Source organism: Psychrobacter lutiphocae DSM 21542 (assembly GCF_000382145.1).
GTDB classification, from domain to species: domain Bacteria; phylum Pseudomonadota; class Gammaproteobacteria; order Pseudomonadales; family Moraxellaceae; genus Psychrobacter; species Psychrobacter lutiphocae.
The window spans coordinates 100,546-121,818 of record NZ_KB907624.1 but is presented as its reverse complement, the minus strand read 5'-3'; the positions used below and the strand labels follow the sequence as shown (position 1 = coordinate 121,818).

General features: G+C 41.4%; 13 protein-coding genes. 4 read left to right on the top strand and 9 right to left on the bottom strand.

Going from position 1 to position 21,273, the window contains the following annotated elements; translation table 11 throughout:
- Window positions 1-384: 384 nt before the first annotated feature.
- Window positions 385-2,004: a CYTH and CHAD domain-containing protein gene (locus H140_RS0102115; RefSeq protein ID WP_019672006.1), complete on the top strand. Its 1,620-nt coding sequence runs from the start codon at window positions 385-387 to the stop codon at window positions 2,002-2,004.
- A 94-nt stretch (window positions 2,005-2,098) separates the two neighbouring features.
- Here H140_RS0102115 and H140_RS0102110 read toward each other — a convergent pair whose 3' ends face one another.
- Window positions 2,099-2,575: a L,D-transpeptidase gene (locus H140_RS0102110; RefSeq protein WP_051086842.1), complete on the bottom strand. Its 477-nt coding sequence runs from the start codon at window positions 2,573-2,575 to the stop codon at window positions 2,099-2,101.
- 339 nt (window positions 2,576-2,914) lie between these two features.
- Here H140_RS0102110 and H140_RS0102105 point away from each other — a divergent pair, with 339 nt between their 5' ends.
- The gene (locus H140_RS0102105; protein WP_019672004.1) at window positions 2,915-4,066 is read left to right on the top strand and encodes a hypothetical protein; all 1,152 of its coding nucleotides are present in this window, start codon (window positions 2,915-2,917) and stop codon (window positions 4,064-4,066) included.
- A 198-nt stretch (window positions 4,067-4,264) separates the two neighbouring features.
- Here the strand turns inward: H140_RS0102105 and ruvB are convergent, their stop codons facing one another.
- The 7 genes from ruvB to H140_RS0102070 all read right to left on the bottom strand — a co-directional run bounded on the left by ruvB (window position 4,265) and on the right by H140_RS0102070 (window position 14,523).
- The gene (ruvB, locus tag H140_RS0102100; protein WP_019672003.1) at window positions 4,265-5,242 is read right to left on the bottom strand and encodes a Holliday junction branch migration DNA helicase RuvB; all 978 of its coding nucleotides are present in this window, start codon (window positions 5,240-5,242) and stop codon (window positions 4,265-4,267) included.
- 336 nt (window positions 5,243-5,578) lie between these two features.
- Complete coding sequence (locus tag H140_RS0102095) at window positions 5,579-6,481, bottom strand: LysR family transcriptional regulator (RefSeq protein WP_026348759.1); 903 nt, start codon at window positions 6,479-6,481, stop codon at window positions 5,579-5,581.
- A gap of 172 nt (window positions 6,482-6,653) precedes the next feature.
- Window positions 6,654-8,606: a DNA polymerase III subunit gamma/tau gene (gene dnaX, locus H140_RS0102090; RefSeq protein WP_019672001.1), complete on the bottom strand. Its 1,953-nt coding sequence runs from the start codon at window positions 8,604-8,606 to the stop codon at window positions 6,654-6,656.
- Window positions 8,607-8,769: 163 nt separating this feature from the next.
- Window positions 8,770-10,050 (bottom strand): hypothetical protein, encoded by a 1,281-nt coding sequence (locus H140_RS0102085; RefSeq protein ID WP_156819050.1) that lies wholly within the window; start codon window positions 10,048-10,050, stop codon window positions 8,770-8,772.
- Between the two features lie 203 nt (window positions 10,051-10,253).
- Window positions 10,254-11,792: a lysine--tRNA ligase gene (gene lysS, locus H140_RS0102080; protein WP_019671999.1), complete on the bottom strand. Its 1,539-nt coding sequence runs from the start codon at window positions 11,790-11,792 to the stop codon at window positions 10,254-10,256.
- 75 nt (window positions 11,793-11,867) lie between these two features.
- A complete protein-coding gene (prfA, locus tag H140_RS0102075) occupies window positions 11,868-12,959 on the bottom strand; it encodes a peptide chain release factor 1 (RefSeq protein ID WP_019671998.1) in 1,092 nt (363 codons plus the stop codon).
- 418 nt (window positions 12,960-13,377) lie between these two features.
- A complete protein-coding gene (locus tag H140_RS0102070; RefSeq protein ID WP_019671997.1) occupies window positions 13,378-14,523 on the bottom strand; it encodes a beta-ketoacyl-ACP synthase III in 1,146 nt (381 codons plus the stop codon).
- 937 nt (window positions 14,524-15,460) lie between these two features.
- On the opposite strand from H140_RS0102070, the gene H140_RS0102065 reads away from it, so the two are divergent.
- The gene (locus H140_RS0102065; RefSeq protein WP_019671996.1) at window positions 15,461-17,983 is read left to right on the top strand and encodes a TonB-dependent receptor; all 2,523 of its coding nucleotides are present in this window, start codon (window positions 15,461-15,463) and stop codon (window positions 17,981-17,983) included.
- A 267-nt stretch (window positions 17,984-18,250) separates the two neighbouring features.
- Here the strand turns inward: H140_RS0102065 and trpB are convergent, their stop codons facing one another.
- Window positions 18,251-19,471, bottom strand: coding sequence for a tryptophan synthase subunit beta (trpB, locus tag H140_RS0102060; RefSeq protein ID WP_019671995.1), 1,221 nt, complete (start codon window positions 19,469-19,471; stop codon window positions 18,251-18,253).
- 389 nt (window positions 19,472-19,860) lie between these two features.
- Here trpB and H140_RS0102055 point away from each other — a divergent pair, with 389 nt between their 5' ends.
- Window positions 19,861-21,234, top strand: coding sequence for a cation:dicarboxylate symporter family transporter (locus H140_RS0102055; RefSeq protein ID WP_019671994.1), 1,374 nt, complete (start codon window positions 19,861-19,863; stop codon window positions 21,232-21,234).
- The last annotated feature ends 39 nt before the right edge of the window (window positions 21,235-21,273 follow it).

Here is a 21,273-nt window from a genome sequence, read left to right as displayed (position 1 = left end):
TTTTAATAATAATGACAATAACAATAAAACAAAACGCAGTCAGACTAGGAAAATAACGCAATTAGGACTTACGCACGTGTAGATATGATGGCAACTGCTAATCATTTATGAATCCTCTGAAAGTAGAGCCAGACGCTCCGTAAATAATAACCAGTCGCTTTTAAAGCCTTTAAATTATACTTTTGCGTAAGTCCTATCAATATATCTCTGCTTACGTTTGTCATGAATATATCACGTTAATTTACTTGTTATTATCAGACACTTATCCTAACATCTACCTTAAGCATAAAATCAAAGAAAAAATAAGATGAATATAAAGCTCTAGCCCACCTGCCTTAACATCTCTTTGTAAAACTATCTTTACAAAAACTTCAAGGATAAAACATGCAAGAAATTGAACTTAAATTTTTAGTACCCGAATACAAAGTTGCCTCCTTAATGCGTCAGGCAAAAATAAAATCTTCAACGACATTTCAGCTAGCTGCTCACTACTTTGACACTCCTGACAATACGCTTGCCTCATCAGGGATGGCTTTAAGAATACGTAAAGAAGGTGATGCTTGGGTTCAGACTTTGAAATCTAACGGTGATGGCATGGCATCTCGTGGTGAACAGAATAATGTTTTAAGTGAAGATGCGGCTGCTCTGGCACAGCAACAACAACTTGCTCCTGATTTATCCGTTTATAAATCTATTGACTTAGCGGGATTAATAGCCAATGCTCAAGCCTCAAGCCCAGCTGTTAATTTAACGGATGGATCAGCTGTCAGTACTGCCAATACACTTAAAATAGCTAATGAAAAGCTAAGCTGTCAATATGTCACAGACATACAGCGTACGACCCGCTTAATTAAAAAAGACAACAACATCATCGAAATGGCTTATGATGAAGGACTGATCATTCATGGTAAAAACCCACAAATTACCCAGCCCATTATCGAGCTAGAGCTTGAATTATTGCAAGGCGATGTGGCCTTTTTGTTTGAAACTGCAAAGATCTGGTGCAAACGCTATCAACTATGCCTAAGCACAGTAACCAAAGCTGAGCGTGGTGGCTTATTAGTAGCAAACAAAGACCATACCGATGCCACCAAGGCTAACCTAAAAAACTTAGCCGTTAGCAAAAAAATGAGTCAACCCCAGTTTTTGCGAGCCGTAGTTCACAACTGTATGTTACAAATTCTGCCTAATGTTAGCGCTATTGCCTCTAGCAACTATGACGAAAGCCACGTTCATCAACTACGCGTTGGGATTCGCAGACTACGAACGGCATTAACCGCATTTGCTAGCTTTTCAAGCCAAATCAATCCTGAGTGGATCCCTATTTTAAAGCAAACCTTTAGCTTACTCGGTGAATATCGTGACTATCAATTACTACAATCACAAACCCAACCAAAACTTAAAAGCATGGGTGGACCCGTAGTTAACTGGCAACAGCCAGCAGACAATTGTGGTGCAAAACGTATTATTGAGCCAATAGCTGCCATACGCGCCAATGATTTTCAGTTAACCTTATTAGAGCTAATTGAATTTACCATGAGTTCGGCAAAAAAAGATAACCCTCTAAACAAAAAAAATAAGGCTGCAACCAAACAAGATAAGGCAAAAAACAAGACTTCTTTAAAACAAGAATGTAGCCTGATATTGGATACTTTATACAACAAAATTGTTAAAGCCAGTACCCAGTTTGCTACCTTAGATATAGACTCTCAACACAAGCTACGCAAGCGTTTAAAAAGCTTGCGCTATTTGACAGAGTTTGTAGCACCTTTATATAAAAAGAAACAGGTTAAAGTGTTTTTGAGTAGTATTGCACCTATGCAGGATTTATTAGGTAATTACAATGATGATCTGGTGGCCCATGACTTTTATCAGGCAAAAACTAAGGAAGACGCCAAAGCTTGGTTTGCAGTAGGCTATTTTACAGCCCAAAATCCACATAGTATGCAGGCCTGCGCCAATAGCTTGCAAGCACTCCAGCAGTTACCAGTATTTTGGAAATAGAGCTTTTGGATATAAAGAGGTAGAGGTAGATGTTGCTGTGCAGAAACAGAAGCTAGCTCAAGGAAAAGCAGAAGCTAGCTCAAGAAAACATAAACTAGCTGGCTGTGATATATACAGGTGTACCTTGTTCTACCTGTTCATACAGCCAAATAAGATCTGTATTACGCATCCGTACACAGCCATGCGATAAAGGTACACCCATAGGCTCAGTATCAGGTGTACCATGAATATAGATATAGCGTTGATAACTGTCACAGCAGCCCAGCTCATTGTGCCCCTTATTAACCCCCTCTTCACAGCCTTGAAGCCTTAAAATACGGGTCAAAATCCAATCACGATCAGGGTATTGTTGCCCAAGTTGCTCGCTATAAATCTCACCAGTCGGCTCTCTAGCGACAAACACACTATTTATCGGTAAATCTGTACCTATTTTTGCTGCTATGCTGTGCTTGCCAAGAGGCGTACAATAACTACCCTCTTGACTACCTATACCATTTTTGGCTGTGGATATGTCAAAATTGCGTATTACCTCACTGTATTGTTGTATATGACTTGGGTTGTTTTGGTCTATATTCTGGCTTATAGCTAGTTTCCGTAAACTTGGTTTCGGTAAACTTGGTTTCGGTAAACTTAGTTGCCGTAAACTTAACTGTTGTTTAGCCACATTAACAACTATGACTTTTTGCGCTGTATTATTATTTCCCAAGCCAACATTGCTATCTTTTTTGTCATTAAATTCTGTCATAATACCCTTTTGAGATGCACTTTAGAATAATAAGTAATTATAAACCTACGACCTAAAAACCTACGACCTAAGTTACCAATAAATGATAGACTTTTTAAATCAAGGGTTGTATCTAGTTGTAAACGCCCTTATGATATCTGCAAACTATGCAAAACAGTAGACACCATGACCGCTCTATTACCAACTCGTGTATCACTTTATGACTTCTTGTATGAAGATACCCAGCCTATTGATGCCGTCTTTGCTGATACTGGGCGTATCTCTTTGCCTCAGGCACGGCTAATTATCGAACATGGCATCCAAGCCATCATTAGTGCGTTACTTGCCTACCATCAAAATTACGGTGCGGAAGCAGTGCTAAAAAAACTATTGTGCCGAAGTCAAATAAAAGAACTACGCAAGCATAATGCCTTTAACTTCAATACCATGCAAACTGCCATACTGAACGGACAGGCTATCTTTGACACCCTATTTACAACTAATGATGTACAAAAAGCTATCTGTAAAAAGTTGGGACAAGTAAGTAATCTTAGTGCCGCAAAAGTACGTCCCTTATTGAGTGCACTAAGCTTATTGTGCTTACGTGAAATTGCAATTTTAACTGACTTTGCCCAATTAGACGCTACCGAGTTAGATGCTTGGTTTCGGCAACAACCACAGTTTTTACATTTAGATCGTAAAATCGCAAACCTAACTTTAAATGATAATATCTGTGACGCCAATGCGTATAGCATGCCAACTTTTGATACTAGCTGGTGTCAACTCACTAACTATGACCTACCGCAACAAGCTACACAGATCATCAGTGCTGAGCAAATGCCACATTATGCCAAGGTCATCGGTCGTACCACACAAAACAGTAAGACATCATCTGGCAATAAAGCAGATATAGCAACAGATAACGGACAACTCATTATCGATAAAGATAATAATAGCGATATCTTAACCTTTTGTGCGATGGATAACATCCTATTACCTTATCAGCGCTGGATGCTACAACTGGCAAAAATATCTGATATTTACCTAAGCCGTAACCGTTTAAAAATTGCACCTGAACCTGCACAACCACCCTCTAGACCTTTGGTCAGCTTTGGATTTTTGGATAGAGACCATGTTGTTGATGATACCAAATCAGCGTCTAACATTAGCAACAAAGATAAATTACCCTTTTGGAAAAATCCAGTCGTTATTTTATTAGTGATTATTATAGGTGCGCTTAGCTTATTGGCGATCGGTAAATACCATTACAAAAAAGCAAACACTGACCCATCGTCACAACCAAAACCTAAAATCATCCAAAAAACAGACCATCATTAAAGAGAGCCTATTAAGGCTGGTCACCTGAGTATTTGATACCTGATATTTATTCCTGAAGTTTGCAAGATTTTGACAAAGTGGGTAACTTAATTGAGACTTAAAGCATAAGAGATTGTAAAAAATAGATATGTCCTCGTACTAGGGCTGTATAGAATTCATCTAGTAGAGCGGCTTATTAGGACTGCTGGTAGTTATAACTTATAACTGATCTATCGCTATTTGAGTTAAGACCCGACCACGAGCCGTACGCAATACATAGCCTTGCTGGATGAGATACGGCTCAATCACATCTTCCAAAGTGCCTCTATCTTCTGCCATCGCAGCGGCAATAGCCTCCACCCCTGCAGGACCACCATCAAAGCGAGCATGCACCATCTCGATATAGCGCCTATCTAAATGATCTAGTCCACGTCTATCTACTGCTAACATATCTAGTGCACTATCTGCAATAGCACCAGTGACCTCACCATTAGATTTAACTTCTGCATAATCACGCACTCGGCGCAATAAACGATTGGCAATACGAGGTGTACCACGTGAGCGTCTGGCCACTTCCACTGCACCTTCTGGCGTCATCGATACATTCATCAACCTTGCCGAACGGCTGACTATGGTAGTCAAGTCTTCAATGTTATAAAACTCTAGGCGCTGCACAATACCAAATCTGTCTCTTAAAGGCGACGTTAGCAATCCAGCACGTGTGGTGGCTGCGACCAAAGTAAATGGTGGCAAGTCCAACTTAATAGAACGCGCAGCTGGTCCCTCTCCAATCATAATATCTAGCTGAAAGTCTTCCATAGCAGGATACAAAATCTCTTCTATGACTGGACTTAATCGATGAATCTCATCGATAAATAACACATCGCCTTCTTCTAAGTTGGTCAGCATCGCTGCCAAGTCGCCTGCACGCTCAAGCACTGGACCTGATGTCGAGCGTAGATTACCGCCCATTTCACGGGCAATGATATTGGCCAAAGTAGTTTTACCCAGTCCAGGTGGACCAAATATCAATGTATGATCCAGCGCTTCATTGCGACGCCGAGCGGCTTCAATAAATACAGACATCTGCTCACGCACAACTGGCTGACCAATATAGTCGGCAAGGGTACTTGGACGAATATTATTGTCAACTACATCATCAACACGCTCAAGCGGATTAATTAATCTATTTTCCATAATTTTTCTATTTATCTTATCGTTATTTTACAAACATGACTGTACTTATTTTACCTGTTAAAGTCTAGAGATGCTGTTAGGCTCTAAAGCTTCCTATTAAAGCTAAAAGATTTTTTTGAAGCTAAAAATCTTAATGACAAATTATACCACTTATTCCAATCGCCACAGAGGAACTAACGCAGCTGCTATCCTCGCATAAAATAACATAAAAAAATACGCTTTAGTCGTGCTAATAGACAGTTGTAACTAACTATCAAAAGCACCACTAGAGCGTATTTTAAGTTAAAAGCCCTTTGACAGAGTCTGTTAACCTTGCATTGACAGCAGTAATATCACTTATATGGCAGCATGAAAGTGCTTCTTTAACACTTCTAGACAGCGGGTAATTTTCGCTGGTTGTTGCTCACGATCTAAGGTTACTGCATAAAGTACAAAATGTGGCAATGAGTATTCAGGTAAGACTTCAACCAGATCTCCAGACGCCAACTCTTTTTGTACATCAAGCGACATCACACGAACCAAGCCATGCCCTTCTTTCGCTAAGGTCGTAGCGAGGAATAGGTTGTTGGTTTGAATTCGAGAGTTCATCTTGATTCGATTTTTTTTGCCAGTTTCAATGCTACTAAACTCTAATAGGTTTGGATCTTTCATCAGATCAATACCAATTAACTTATGATTGGTCAAGTCTTTTGGCTTAGTAATTTTTTCGTGTTGGCGCAAGTAATGTGGTGATGCAACTAATATCTGCTTCACTTCTGCCAACGGATAAGTGGCAACTGAAGTATCTTTGATCTGCGGACTCATACGAATCGCAATATCAGCACGCTCATCAATCATATCAATGTAATGGTTGTCAGCAATAAAGTAGATGCTTAAGTCATCGTGTGCTGACATCCAAGTTGATAATGCTGGAAGAATGTGATTAACACCCAGCTCAGGAGTCGTTGCGATACGCAGACTACCCGCCAGCTCATCACGTAATTGATTTACTTTAATGCGCCCTTGATCTGCGGCGGTGACCACATCTTTTGCTGATTCATAGAAGCTTGCCCCAGCTTCAGTTAAACTCAGCTTACGTGTAGATCTATGCAGTAGAACAACACCCAAATCTTTTTCTAAAGAACGTATTTGTTGACTGACAGCACTTGTCGTAATGCCGAGTTGTCTAGCTGCCCCACTAAACGAACCATGGCTGACTACACTTGCAAATACAGCCATTCCTCTTAAATTGTCTAACATCATATTTGAATACCTAACATATGTAATATAAGTGACGTATTATAACGTATTTTGCAGACAATTGTTGACAATATATAAACTAATCTCTGTTTTTTTGCATTATTTTAGTTATTTTTTGTTTACTTATTTTACATTTTGTTTTCAGCTGCTTTTTATAATTCAAAATTCATCGTTATTTATCACCTAGCAACTTTAACTGAACAATTTTACCTTGGAAATCATGCATTAGCCTCTGCATTACTGCGCCACTAACTATCTTTTCTTTTGCGCACTCAACCGCCTTAAATTCGCGTGCTTTTTGCCTATTATGCGGCAGTAAATCAGCATCTTCACTGTTAAGTTTTGCATCAAAAGCAATACTAACTTCTGCACCAAACTGTTCGGTTAAATGTTGTGCTAAATGCCGAAAAATACTTTGCATATTCTTGGTATCAAAGGCAACTTTAAACTCACTTCTACCATGAATATCACCAGTCATGACACCTTGTCTTGCCAAGGCCAACTGATCCTGTGCTAAAGCGCCAGATTCTCGTGCTGTTTGTAACCAGTAATCCCACTTTTCTGCACTCCACTCACCTTCAAGTGCCACGGCAGGAGATTTTAATAGCTGACGTGGATCATCAACTTGTATCTGTTGAGCACCACTATCGCTAGTGGCAGAATAAACTATGGGGTCTGCTTCTTTTTTTTCAGTTAAATCATTGGGTTGAGGCTGGTTATTGACTTCAGCTTGGTTAGAAACTGTGATTATATCTGATGACTGAATACCGTTTGTTGTTGCATCGTGGTTTACATCTAGTGTATCTGCTACTGAATATATACTATCTGTCTGCTGATAATCCGCTTCTTGTTGAACTGCTTCTTGTTGAACTGCTTCTTGTTGAGTCGCTATATATTCTTGACTTATTGCACTCTGACTCATGGCTTCTTGACTAATACCAGCGTCATACTCTACATCTTGAGCGACCCTTATTTCACTAGCTCTTTCACTAGCCCCACCCTCAATCTGATTAGGAGCCACCTCATTGGTTGCCAAAGGTTTAAATGCAAGCAGACGTAACACACACATCTCAAGAGCTTGTAGCGGTGTGTTGGCCAACTTAATCTGTTCACGACCTTGCACGACAATTTGATAATACAATTGTAATACATCTGGTGTGATGTGCTGAGCCAATTGGGTAATCTGCTGTGCTTGTATCTCATTAACATTCAAGCTGACATTGGGTAAAAGTTGTACCATAGCAATTTGGTGCAGCAATTCAGCCAAGCCATCAAACATACTGCCCGCATCGACCATTTGCGCCCGCATCTGCTCAATGTGGGCGGCAACTGCTGGCGTATCACCTTGATAGATATCCAATACCAAACGCACCAAGTCCGCACTGTCAATTAAACCTAGCATCTCATTGACGGTGTCATCGGTTAACTGGCCTTGACCAAAGGCAATAGCCTGATCGGTTAATGATAACGCATCACGGACAGAACCCTTAGCTGCATTCGCCAATTGCCAAAGCGCAGGCTGAGTATAGCTTACGCCTTCTTGAGTCAATAGATTGGCCAAATGTTCACTAATGGCTTGCTGTGGCAAAGGTCTGAGCACAAATTGCAAACAACGACTAATAATGGTAATCGGTAGCTTTTGTGGATCTGTGGTTGCCAGTAAAAACTTAACATGCTCAGGTGGCTCTTCGAGCGTTTTTAATAAGGCGTTAAAACTGTGGGTCGACAGCATATGCACTTCGTCAATCAGATAGACTTTATACCTGCCTTGCGTAGGTGCATAGGGCACGTTATCAATAAGCTCACGTGTGTCTTCAACTTTCGTACGTGACGCAGCATCAATCTCAATTAAGTCAATAAAACGCCCTTGATCAATGGCGGTACAACTACTGCATACACCACAAGGTGTACTGGTTATCCCTGTTTCACAGTTTAAGCACTTTGACAAGATACGTGCAATGGTGGTCTTCCCCACCCCACGAGTCCCTGTAAATAAATAAGCATGATGCAGTCTATTATGATCTATCGCATTGATTAATGCCTTAGACACGTGGGTTTGCCCAACTAATTCGTGAAAGTTTTTTGGACGATATTTACGTGCTAAAACCTGATACTGCTGCGGCATAATGGATGCTCAACCCTTTTTATAATGTTTAAAATATCTCGTTTAACGACTTAAATCTTCAGACTACCCAGTCTTTTACTAGTTTTAAGAAATGTTCTTTTATAAATAAAATGTGCTTTTATAAATAGTTAGCAAGATACAAAAGTAAACAAGAGATGAAAGATTATTCACCAGTCACCTGCTGATACAAACGTCTTTCTGGCTCTGTCATTTGGTGACCAGAGTGATGGAAAACATCCATCTTCACTTTTACATTACCTTGACCATCATGATCTGACATATCAAAACCAAGGATAAAGTACTCTTTCATTGCTGGATCTTGTAGCTGCGCATTGATATCCGTTAATAGACTCACATAATTTTGTTCGACATATTCACGGGTATATTGAGCATGCTCACCCAGTCCATATACAATAATCACATAGTGATGACCGAAGTCATTATACGAGTGCTGATGACTCATATAACCTGTTAAGCATTCTTGTTGTGAGTGCGTTTCATACGCCATCATCTCTTCTATGATACTCAATCGAGTGTACATGGATTCAGCAACCAATAGTTTTACCTGATCGATAGGAATAGTATCGTTGGCTTCGTGGCGGCGTTTGGTTGTGCCATTAAGTAGTTTTTGGAAAGTGCTGGCATACGATTGTAACTTTGAAATTAACTCAGCTTGCTGCTGTTTAAACTCCGCACTGGCCACATATTCAGGGTTTGTCATATTGGTTAAGCGTGTTTCTACTTTAGACAGCAACCCAATTTGTACCAGCTTTTGTTGAACGGCAATTGCTCGCTCAAAGAAAGCAGCACTGCCCAAATACTGCTGCGCCAGCTCAAACTCACCATTAAAGTCATTAAAATTGACCAATAGCTGCAAATGATGATCTAAAAAGCTCAACATATCACTGGGTGTCTGTAACAACTTAATAATCTTATAAAAGCTATTAAGACTTAGCAGCTGTAATACATGATTGCCATCATCTAAATCTAATACACACTCTTCTTGGAAGAAGCGGCTGCCATACTCATGCTCAATTTGATACATCTCACCTTGATGAGTGAACACAATAGAGCTTAATCCTATGTAATGAACCTTGCTAAGCACAATCTCAGAGTGCTGATCACGAATAATCTGACCAGCTATAGGTAACTCATGCTTTACATTAAGCTGTTGAAAACGCTTATTGAGTTGGGTTGCCGCTTTTTGTTTCAGCTCTGCCAATACCCGCTTTTCAACATTGGTGCTTTCTACTTCTAACGACTCATGATGCACCAGCATATAGATACGCTGGTCACCCACTTGGAACGCATAATCAAACTTACCCGCCCCAACTAAAGGGTCGTTATTTTGAAGATAGACAGAAAAAAAAGTTCGATGGAACATAGCTGTCCAATCAAAAGAAGAAGGATGTGCTGACTGAGGGTTAGAATTTATATTTGACATAGGCTTAGTATTTTTGTTGCTATCACTTGTGAGTTAATGAGTGGCTTAATTGAGTGTGTGAGGTTTGGTTTACTAATAACAGATATCTAAAAACAAAACCCTAAAAAATATAGGACTGCTTTGACATTCACAGTCGCATGCAGTCCCATATTATCATAGATCGGCCCAACATTAGCACTGATTGAGTGTGTTGGGTATATATATTACTGGTGCTTCATACGCATATGTGGAAATAAAATCACATCACGAATGCTTGCCGCATCGGTAAACAACATCACCAAGCGATCAATACCAATACCTTCACCCGCAGTTGGCGGTAAGCCGTATGATAAGGCTTCGATATAATCGGCATCAAAATGCATCGCCTCATCATCACCAGCTTCTTTTTCTGCCACTTGATTGTGGAAGCGTTCGGCCTGATCTGCTGGATCATTAAGTTCACTAAAGCCATTAGCAATTTCACGACCACCAATAAACAGCTCAAAGCGATCCGTAATCTCTGGATTCTCATCATTGCGACGAGCCAATGGTGACGTTTCTGCTGGATATTCAGTAATGAAGGTTGGTTGACGTAATTGATGCTCCGCCGTCTCCTCAAAGATGATGGTTTGTAATTTACCGATACCAAAACCTTCTTTTACCTGCTGCTTTAACACATTTTGTGCATAATCAGCTAAGTACTCTCTGTCATCTACTTTGCTCATATCAAAGTTATCAGCATATTTGGCAATCGCATCTTTCATGCTTAGACGCTCAAAAGGTGCTTTTAAGCTGATGCTTTCGCCTTGATAAGTCAGCTCAGTGCTGCCCAGAATATCTAGCGCTAACTCATTAAACATACGCTCAGTTAAATCCATTAAGTCCTTATAATCAGCATAGGCTTGATAAAACTCAATCATAGTAAACTCAGGGTTGTGACGGGTTGACACCCCTTCGTTACGAAAGCTGCGGTTAATTTCAAAGACACGCTCAAAGCCACCAACGACCAAACGCTTCAAATAAAGCTCAGGTGCAATACGAAGATATAATGGCATATCTAACGCATTATGATGGGTAATAAATGGACGCGCTACGGCACCACCTGGAATTGGATGCATCATCGGCGTCTCTACTTCCATAAACCGTTCGTTGAGCATAAATTTACGGATGCCACTAACCACCTGACTACGAATCATAAAGGTGTCACGGCTTGATTCATTGGTCATCAAGTCCAGATGACGGTTGCGATAGCGTGCTTCTGTATCTGCTAAACCATGGAACTTGTTTGGCATTGGGCGCAGTGATTTGGTTAATAAGGTAATCTCTTCGATATGAACGTACAAATCACCTTTACCTGAACGACCAATATAACCAGATACACCAACAATATCACCAAGATCTAGCGATTTGATCAAATCTAACGTTTCTTTATCCAACTCTTTGCGTGCCACATACAGTTGAATTCGACCGGTCATATCTTGAATAACGATAAAGGCACCACGATTGAGCATCACACGACCAGCAACGTTCACTTGCGTTTTGTCACCAGCAGCTGCTTTTTCTTCAATTTCTTGCTTGCTCACGTCTTCAAACTGCTGTTGCAAATCCTTGGCATAGTCAGTGCGCTTAAACTGGTTGGGATAAGCCACCTTGCCAGCAGCGCTAATGGCATCTAGCTTGGCTTGACGCTGCGCAATCAGCTCATTGGTTTCTTCTGCGGATTGGATTTGTTCTTGATCATTGTTTGTTGCTTGATTAGACATTGCAGTTCCCAAGTTATTCAAAAAATATTAAAGTAAAAAGCTAAAGATAAAGATAAAGATAAAGATAAATTCAGGTTACGCGTCACCACTAACACTGGCCATCAAGTCTGCCTGATGCTCACGAGTTAAGGCATCCAGCAACTCGTCCAAATCACCTTCCATAATCGCATCTAACTTATATAAGGTTAGATTAATACGATGATCAGTCATGCGCCCTTGTGGGAAGTTGTAGGTACGGATACGCTCACTGCGATCACCGCTACCAACCAAGTTACGACGTAAGGCATCGGCAGTATCAACCTGCTCTTGCACCTTGGCTTGCTGAATACGGGCAATCAGCATTTGCATCGCTTTGGCACGGTTTTTGTGCTGGCTACGCTCTTGTTGACACTCTGCCACTACCCCAGTTGGAATGTGAGTCAAGCGAACCGCTGAGTCTGTGGTGTTAACGTGCTGACCACCGGCACCACTTGAGCGGAAGGTATCCATTCGGATGTCGGCTGGATTCAACTCAACCGTATCATCAATCTCTACTTCTGGCATTACTGCGACCGTACAAGCTGAGGTATGCACTCGTCCTTGGCTTTCTGTTTCAGGTACACGCTGGACGCGATGAGCACCTGACTCAAATTTTAAACGACCATAGACATCATTGCCTGAAACACGGGTAATAATCTCTTTATAACCGCCATGCTCACCCTCGTTGGCCGACAGCACTTCGATGCTCCAGCCATGGTTTGAGGCATAGCGCTCATACATACGGAATAAATCACCAGCAAATATAGCCGCTTCATCACCACCAGTACCGGCACGTATCTCTAAGAATGCTGGCACTCTGTCATTCGGATCTTTTGGCAGCATCATCACATTCAGCTCTTCTTCCATGGCTTCGATGTCTTCAGCTGCGGTATCTATCTCCTCTTGCATCATGGCTTTCATCTCAGCATCAGATGTTTCAGCAATCATCTCTTCGGCATCTTTCTTATCTTGTTCTGCCTGAAGGTAGCGCTGCCATAAAGTCGTGATGTCCGTTAAATCGCTGTGCTCCATTGACAGCTCACGAAATTTATTGTTATCACTGATAACATCTGGATCAGAGAGCAAGGCGGTCACTTCTTCATAGCGATCTACCATTTGATCTAAGCGTTCTCGTAACGAGTCTTTCATAAGCAATCTTTTATTTAGTCTAGTATTTAGTGGGATATAAGTATTTGGCAGGATTTTGTTAAGCTTCAACTTTACTTAAGAGGGTTAACGCAACTTTATAGGATTAACGCAACTTTAGAAGGTTAACGCAGTCTGGTTTAGCGCAGTATATTGTCTATTTTTGGGCATCAAATAGACTCAAAAAAGACATTAGTCTACTAAATTATCAGCTTAACTAAAAATAAATTGGCTAATTATACCAAATTTTAATCAGGGTCTGTATAACATTCAGCCATCAATAAAAAATTGCAACAATTTAACTGACAATTATCACCAAAAGGACACGCTAATCAGCCTCACTACTGGCAATTTTAATTCAAATCAGGGGCTATAAATAGCCCCTGATTATTAACCTAATAACAGCGTAAGCTTAGTGATGTTATACTTTTCTAAGCAATACAGAACCAATTGAATAACCAGCACCAAACGAACACATCACACCCAAATCACCTGACTGCAATTGGTCTTTATAGCGGTGAAACACAATGACTGGACTGGCAGAGCTAGTATTACCAAACTCATCAATCACGGTTGGCGTAATCGCTGGATCGGCATCTTTACCAACCACACTGCGTAAGATAAGATTAATCATATTAATGTTGGCCTGATGCAGCCACATCATTTTTACTTCAGATGCAGGCAAGTTATTTTCTTGCAAATGAGTGCTGATAATCTCAGACACTTTTGGACACACCTCACGGAACACTTTACGCCCATTTTGCATAAACAGCTTATCAGTCATCGGCTCTTTGATATCATCATACAGGGCTCGACCAGCTGCATAATACTCACCTCTGTCCATAAAGCCGTACTCATTTTTAATATTAATCGAATACTGAGTAAACAACTTACTATCCAATATCTCATAGCCTTTTGGCGTCTCACACTGCTCAACAATACTAGCAGTTGCGACATCACCAAAGATAAAGTGACTATCACGATTACGCCAATTTAGATGCGCAGAAGTAATCTCAACATTAACCACAGCGATACGTGTCCCAAGACCACCTTTAATAGTCCCCACCGCTTGCGCAATACCAAAAGTCGCCGCACTACAAGCGACGTTCATGTCATAGGCAAAACCGCCTATCATACCGATAGCATGCTGAATCTCAATCGCCAATGCTGGATAGGCCCGTGGCAAATTTGAACAAGCGACAATAATGCCATCCAGTTGATTAGGCTCAAGACCAGCCTCAGCAAGCGCCTGAAGCAAGGCATCACGCCCCATCTCAGCCATCACTGACAACTCCTCACCCAGCTTGCGCTCAGCGATAACTGGCATCATCACCTCTGGATCCAAAATTCCAGACTTCTCCATCACATAGCGTGACTTAATCCCCGAAACCTTTTCAATAAACTCTGCTGAAGATTTCTCTAGCGCCTCACGCTCACCAGCCTCAATATCACTGGCATACTGTGCATTATAGTTATCAACATACTGATTAAACGAGGCAACCAGCTCTTCATTACTAATGCTATATGGCGGAATATATAGCCCTGTCCCTGTAATATATGTTTTCATACGGCTTCCTATTATTATATAAATTAATTTATTATATAAACTAATTAGACTCTATTTAAGACCTATTACTAAAAATTTTAAAATTATTGTTTATTACACTATGTAAGGATAAAACCTAGAACTTTACAACTGATAAACACGCATAACTAAACCTAATATTATGCCTGTTTTAGACAATAATTCCTAGAGCACGTCTTTATCACCATGCTATATGCCATAAAAGTTTACAACTATTTTAATACCCTCCTTTTGTTAACAGTTTTAAATCAAGCGCTCTTATTATGCCAGTAAACACTCGTACACTTACAGTAAATAATATACCACAACCTCCACATCCAACCACAACCCTAAATTACCCATAACAACATTTCACCATAAAACAAAACAAAAGAACTAGCCTCAACATCAAAAATACTACCACCCTACGAAATATGCGCCTTCACATCCCAAGCTTCAATCCACAGTAGCGCGCGCCTCGTCCCTCGGCTACAACCTTATTTGTATCACCTACTTAATTTTTTCTACACCTATTTTATTTTAGCACCTATTTTTTCTACCACATCCACTTTATAAAACTTACGCCCGAGTAGAAATTATGGCGACTGGTCATCATTTATGAATCCTCTGACGGTAGAGCCAGACGCTCCATAAATAATAACCAGTCGCTTTTAAAGCCTTGAAATCGTATTTTTGCATAAGTCCTATTTATAAAATAAACGACTTATAAAATAAACGATGCTTGTTTTTCAATTTGTTATGTTATAACATCTCTATGTTAAATTACTTAACTACTTAAACATCCACCAACCATTAACGTTTATAGTCAAAGAAGTCTAAAGATACAAGGCAAGCAAGTGCAAGTACTACTCACGTAGGCTTAGCGAGACACTGCACTTAGTAGCTCTCTGACTATATATTACAAAATAGCCTATTAATTATGTCAAACTCAACTAACAACCTAGCTAACAGCGCATCTATCAAACAGCACAAACTACATCCACTATCAGGTGCTCTTCGCCAACTACACCTAACGGCCGTACCTTTATTATCGCTGTCACTACTTACAGTACCAGCACTTGCGGTCACTCAGACTGACCCAACCAATACAACCCAAGCACTCAATACAACCCAAACCCCAAAAGTCACCTTAGCCCCTATTACCGCTGTGGTACACAGCAGTCCACTTCAATCAAAAACTCAAGAGCTGGCCACTGCCACCAGTATCATTGACCAATATCAGCTCGAAACCCAGACCAAAACCACCTTAGGTGATGTACTGGCCAATGAGCCAGGCCTAGCCTCTGACAGTTTTGGTCAAGGCGCAAGTCGCCCCATCATCCGTGGCCAAACTGCGCCCAGAGTTCAAGTTATGCAAAATGGCATGAACGTACAAGATGCCTCGCATATTTCGCCAGACCACCAAGTCTCAGTACCCGTATTGGGCGCAAAACAAATTGAAGTCATCAAAGGCACCTCAGCACTTATGTATGGTGGTGGCGCTATTGGCGGTGTGGTCAATGTGGTCGATGACAGTATCCCTGGTATTGATACTGCCCTCAATATGAAAGACCAACAAAACTCGGTTAATGGACAGGTCACCTTGGTTGGACAACAGGCCACTGAAGGCTATCTAGGCTATGCACAGCTCAATGGTAAGCTGGGTGACAACTGGCTGTGGACTGGTCGCTTTCAAAAAACCGACCAAGAAGATATTAAAGTACCTCATTGGCGCAACAAAAAAATCGATAACAGCTGGTATACCCAAGATAACGGCAGCCTAGGCCTTGCTTATGTGGGCGACTTTGATTCCATTGGCTTTTCTTATCAGCGCCAAAAGTCAGAATATGGCTTACCCTTTCACGTACACAACTTTTGTCAACCTGACGACCCGTTTAGCAATCGCTTAAACTGCTCGCCAGCAGATCATGACCATCTGCATGGGCATGATGACCACGAGCACGACCATGAGCACGCAGATCATGATGAACATGCACACGGTCACGACCATGACCATGACCACGATCACGACCACAGTCACGGACATGGTCACAGTCATGAGCATGGTGCACCGCCTTTTGTAAAACTAAAATCTGATGTATTTCAAGTTCATACCGAACATCTAACGCCCATACTCGGCATCGACAAGCTAAATACCAAATTTAGCTATACCGATTATCATCATGATGAAATTGATGAAGGCGTGGTCGGTACCCGCTTTAGCAACAAAGCCTTTGGTACAAAAGTGCAAGCCACTCACAGCCTATATCCTGTGGGCAACTTAGGCTTTATGAAAGGGGTTTTCGGAGTGGACTACAACAAGAGCAACTTTAAAGCCAGAGGATTAGAAGGCTATTTACCAAAAACCGACAGCGACCAAATTGGCGTGTATTTTATTGAGCGTCTCACCCCAGGTTATTTTGGCAGTCAAATGGATGACACTCAGATTTTTAACTCAGGACAACAAGACGGACATGCTGGTCATGACCACAGCAGTGACAGCCACACTCTGGCGCAGCAGCACAACTCAGTGACAGGCTCAGGCACTGAAACAGCTACCACCCATCAAACTGCCACAACGCACAGCCATAACCATGATAGTTTAAATAAAAGCCCTTGGTATCTTGAATTTGGCGCCCGTCAAGACTACCAGCGCATCAAAGACAAAGATAACTCAATCAAGAAATCACACTCAGGCACGTCTGTTAGCTTAGAAGGTGGTCGCTACTTGGCGCCGCACCACCAGGTATCTGCACGCCTTAGCCACTCACAGCGTTTGCCTGCTTCTCAAGAGTTGTTTGCTAATGGAGCACACTTGGCAACCAATAGCTGGGAACGTGGTAATACCCAGTTGGATAAAGAAAAAACCAATGGCGTAGAGCTTACTTACCGTTATAACAACAAAGAAAACTTCGAGTTTAGCACATCTGCCTTTTATAATGACAGCCAAGACTATATCTATGCCAAAACTCAAGACTTGGTGACTGAAGGTGAATCTGCTGGATTTCGTTTGGTTGACTATGCACAAAGTGATGCCAAGCATTATGGCGGTGAAGTCACAGCGCGCTATTACTTAACCCCAAATATTAGCATCGGTAGTTTTGCAGATATTGCCATTATTAAGCTAGATGATCGCAGTTTAAATAGCCGCTATGCCCCGCGTTTGGTCGCCCCAAGAGTGGGTGGCGATATCAGTGCTCAGTTTGGTCAATTTGATTTGGTTGTTTCTGGCTATCATCGTTTTGAGCAAAACAAAGTGGCTGACTTTGAAAAAACAACGCCCAGCTATAACCGAGTCAACGCCAAACTGGTATATTACAGCCCCAGTGAGCATGATTATACAGCCTTTATTCAGTTAGAGAATGCGTTTAATAAGCTCGCTTATAACCATGCGTCTTATTTGGCAGAACACACACCGCTTAGTGAGCGCTCGATTAATGCCGGGGTTACCTATCGTTTTTAGTTACCTATCGTGTTTAGTTACCTATCGTGTTTAGTTACCTATCGTTTTTAATAGTTAACTAGCTAGTAGCTAGCTCAGTAAACTAAAGGGGTTAAGCTAATAATAAGACATACCCCTATTAAAGCAAGCCTTTATTACAAGAAAGGAAGTGTCTTTATTTTAGGATCTACAACGTCAAAACTAAAGCGGTGGTTAAACCACATAAAACCACCGCTTTATTTATGTAGAGCCTTGGTTTTTAAGTTAACGTAGAGTTATTAAAAACCGTTATAATTTAATTTTTTCTAACACATAATCAATGTCTTTATCACCACGTCCAGATAAGTTGACTAAGATGGTATCTTGTGGTGACATATCTTTGGCCACTTTCATCGCATACGCCACCGCATGCGAAGACTCAAGCGCAGGGATAATACCCTCTAACCGTGATAGCGCCATAAACGCATCCAAACATTCTTCATCAGTCACGGCCTCATAAGTCGCCAACTGTGAATCTTTTAGATATGAATGCTGTGGTCCAACACCAGGATAATCCAAGCCAGATGCAATCGAATGTACTTGTGCTGGCTGACCTTCATCATCAAGCAGGACATAACACTTAAAGCCTTGAATTTCACCCTTAACCCCTTTGGTCATGGTGGCCGCGTGATTTGGCGTATCTAGTCCCTCTCCTGCCGGCTCAACTCCAATCTTTTCGACAGTCTCATCATCTAAAAAGCCGCTGAACATTCCCATGGCGTTGGATCCACCGCCAACACAGGCCACTACTTTATTAGGCAAACTACCCGTTGTCGCCAAAAACTGCTCACGTGCCTCATGTCCAATAACTGATTGGAAGTATCCTACCATTTCAGGATACGGCGCAGGGCCTACCACAGAGCCAATGGCAAACATGCTGTTTTCAATGTCATTTAAATAAGCAACAAATGCACTGTCAACCGCTTCTTTTAAGGTTCCTGCGCCTTCAGATACTGGCACCAGCTTGGCACCTAAAATCTTCATGCGGCTAACATTTGGATGCTCTTTTTTGATATCAACCACGCCCATATGGATTTCACATTCAACGTCCATCAAGGCGGCGGCGGTTGCTAAAGCTACCCCATGTTGACCAGCGCCAGTCTCAGCGATGACTTTGGTTTTACCCAACTTCTTAGCCAGCAACACCTCGCCTAAACAGTGGTTGATCTTGTGCGCACCTGTATGGTTTAAATCTTCCCGTTTTAGATAAATTTGCGCACCACCGCAATGTTCTGACAATCTTTTGGCATGATAAATAGGACTGGGACGACCAACATAGGTCTCACGTAAGCGCTTCATTTCAGATATAAAGTCATCGTTTTTGATAATTTCGTGAAAGCCGACCTCTAGCTCTGCCAATGCTTTTGCCAATTGTGGGTGCCCTATCTTACCGCCAAACTCTCCGTATAAGCCGTCAGCATCTGGCTGAGTAGTTGGGTGCAGACCATAGCTGTTAATAATTTGTATCATTGTAGTGCCTTTTCTCTAATATTTAACTGATGCGTTATAATAGTGACTTTAAATATGATTAATTTAACTGGCTTTGTTAATTTAGATTACGCTAGACTAATCTAGATTAACGAAAGTGGATATTGTTTTGTCATTACGTGATAACTTGTTATTTTGTTCTATCGCTCTAGTACATTGATACAAATTCTAATGTAAGTTTGTTAGTGGGTCAAGTAATTAATACTTATGATTGGTTGTCTTTATTATCAAATAAGGGCAGCAATCATAGATTCTCATTTATACTAACCCTACATAACACTACTCTACTAACACTAACCTTATTAACTATAATGCAACCAAACCTACTCACTATCTAATACTATTTCACTATCTATTTAAGGGGGCTTATTATGCTGGTTGTCATTTTACTGGCAGTTTTTATTGCCTTACTGTTTGGCTTATGGCGATTTCATCGTAACAGCAACTCACTAAGCCACAGTGTGTTTTTAGGCCTATTTTTGGGCGTGGCTTATGGGCTTGTGCTGTCGGTGTTACAGATCAATATCGATGAATTCTTGCCTTGGGTAAATATCGTCGGTAATGGCTATGTGAATTTATTAAAAATGATCGCCATGCCTTTGGTGTTTATCTCGATTTTAGCGGCCATTGCACGCTTAGAAAAAGCAGCGATGATTGGCTCTATGAGCTTTTGGATTATCAGTACCCTGCTTATTACCACAGGGATAGCAGCTTTAGACGGTGCAATTATTGCTAATATTTTCCAACTTGATGCCAGCTCTATTGTCGCTGGTGAGATGGAAATTGCCCGTGGTCAAAGCATGATTGAGCGCAGTGGTGATATTGCGGATTTAACCATTCCTGGATTAATTTTAAGCTTTATTCCAACCAGTATCGGTGGCACCTTTGCTGAGCTTGCCAGCACCTCGATGATTTCTGCCGTAGTCGTCGCCAGTTTGCTAGGATTTGCGGCTTTAACAGTCAATAAAAATGATCCTGAAAAAGGGGGGCTAATTATCCGTGGCATTGATGTGCTACAAACTTGGGTGATGGAGTTGGTGCGCTTTATCATCCGCTTAACCCCTTATGGTATACTAGCCTTGATGATTAAGGTAATCGTCACCACAGATGCCACTGCCATTTGGCAACTGGCAAAGTTTTTAATTGCCTCCTATGTGGCTTTATTCATCATGCTAATTGTGCATGCCTTGATTATCATGCTCACTGGCAGATCTCCAGTAGCGCATTTTAAAAAAATTGCGCCTGTTCTTACCTTTGCGTTTACCTCACGCAGCTCAGCGGCCACTATTCCTCTAAACATCGATGCGCAAGTCAATAAGCTGGGTATTGCCAAACCCATCGCTAACTTCTCTGCATCTTTTGGTGCCACCATCGGTCAAAATGGATGTGCTGGCGTCTATCCAGCCATGCTTGCGATGATGATTGCCCCGACGATGGGAATAGATCCTTGGTCTATCAGCTTTATCGCTTCTGTGGTGGGTGTCGCTATGATTGCCTCTTTTGGCGTGGCAGGCGTCGGCGGTGGTGCAACTTTTGCCGCCATTATTGTGTTATCAACATTGGGCATGCCGCTTGAGTTAGCAGGCTTGCTTATTTCTATTGAGCCGTTAATTGATATGATGCGTACTTTAGTGAACGTCAGTGGCTCTATTACGTCAGGCGTGGTTGGCAATAAGATTTTGGGTAATAAAACCCAAGCAGAGCACTTTAATAAGGTTGACAATGAGTCCACTCAGTACAGTTAGCACTCAGTACGATTAGCAAGTTAGGTGCTAGAAAACTTG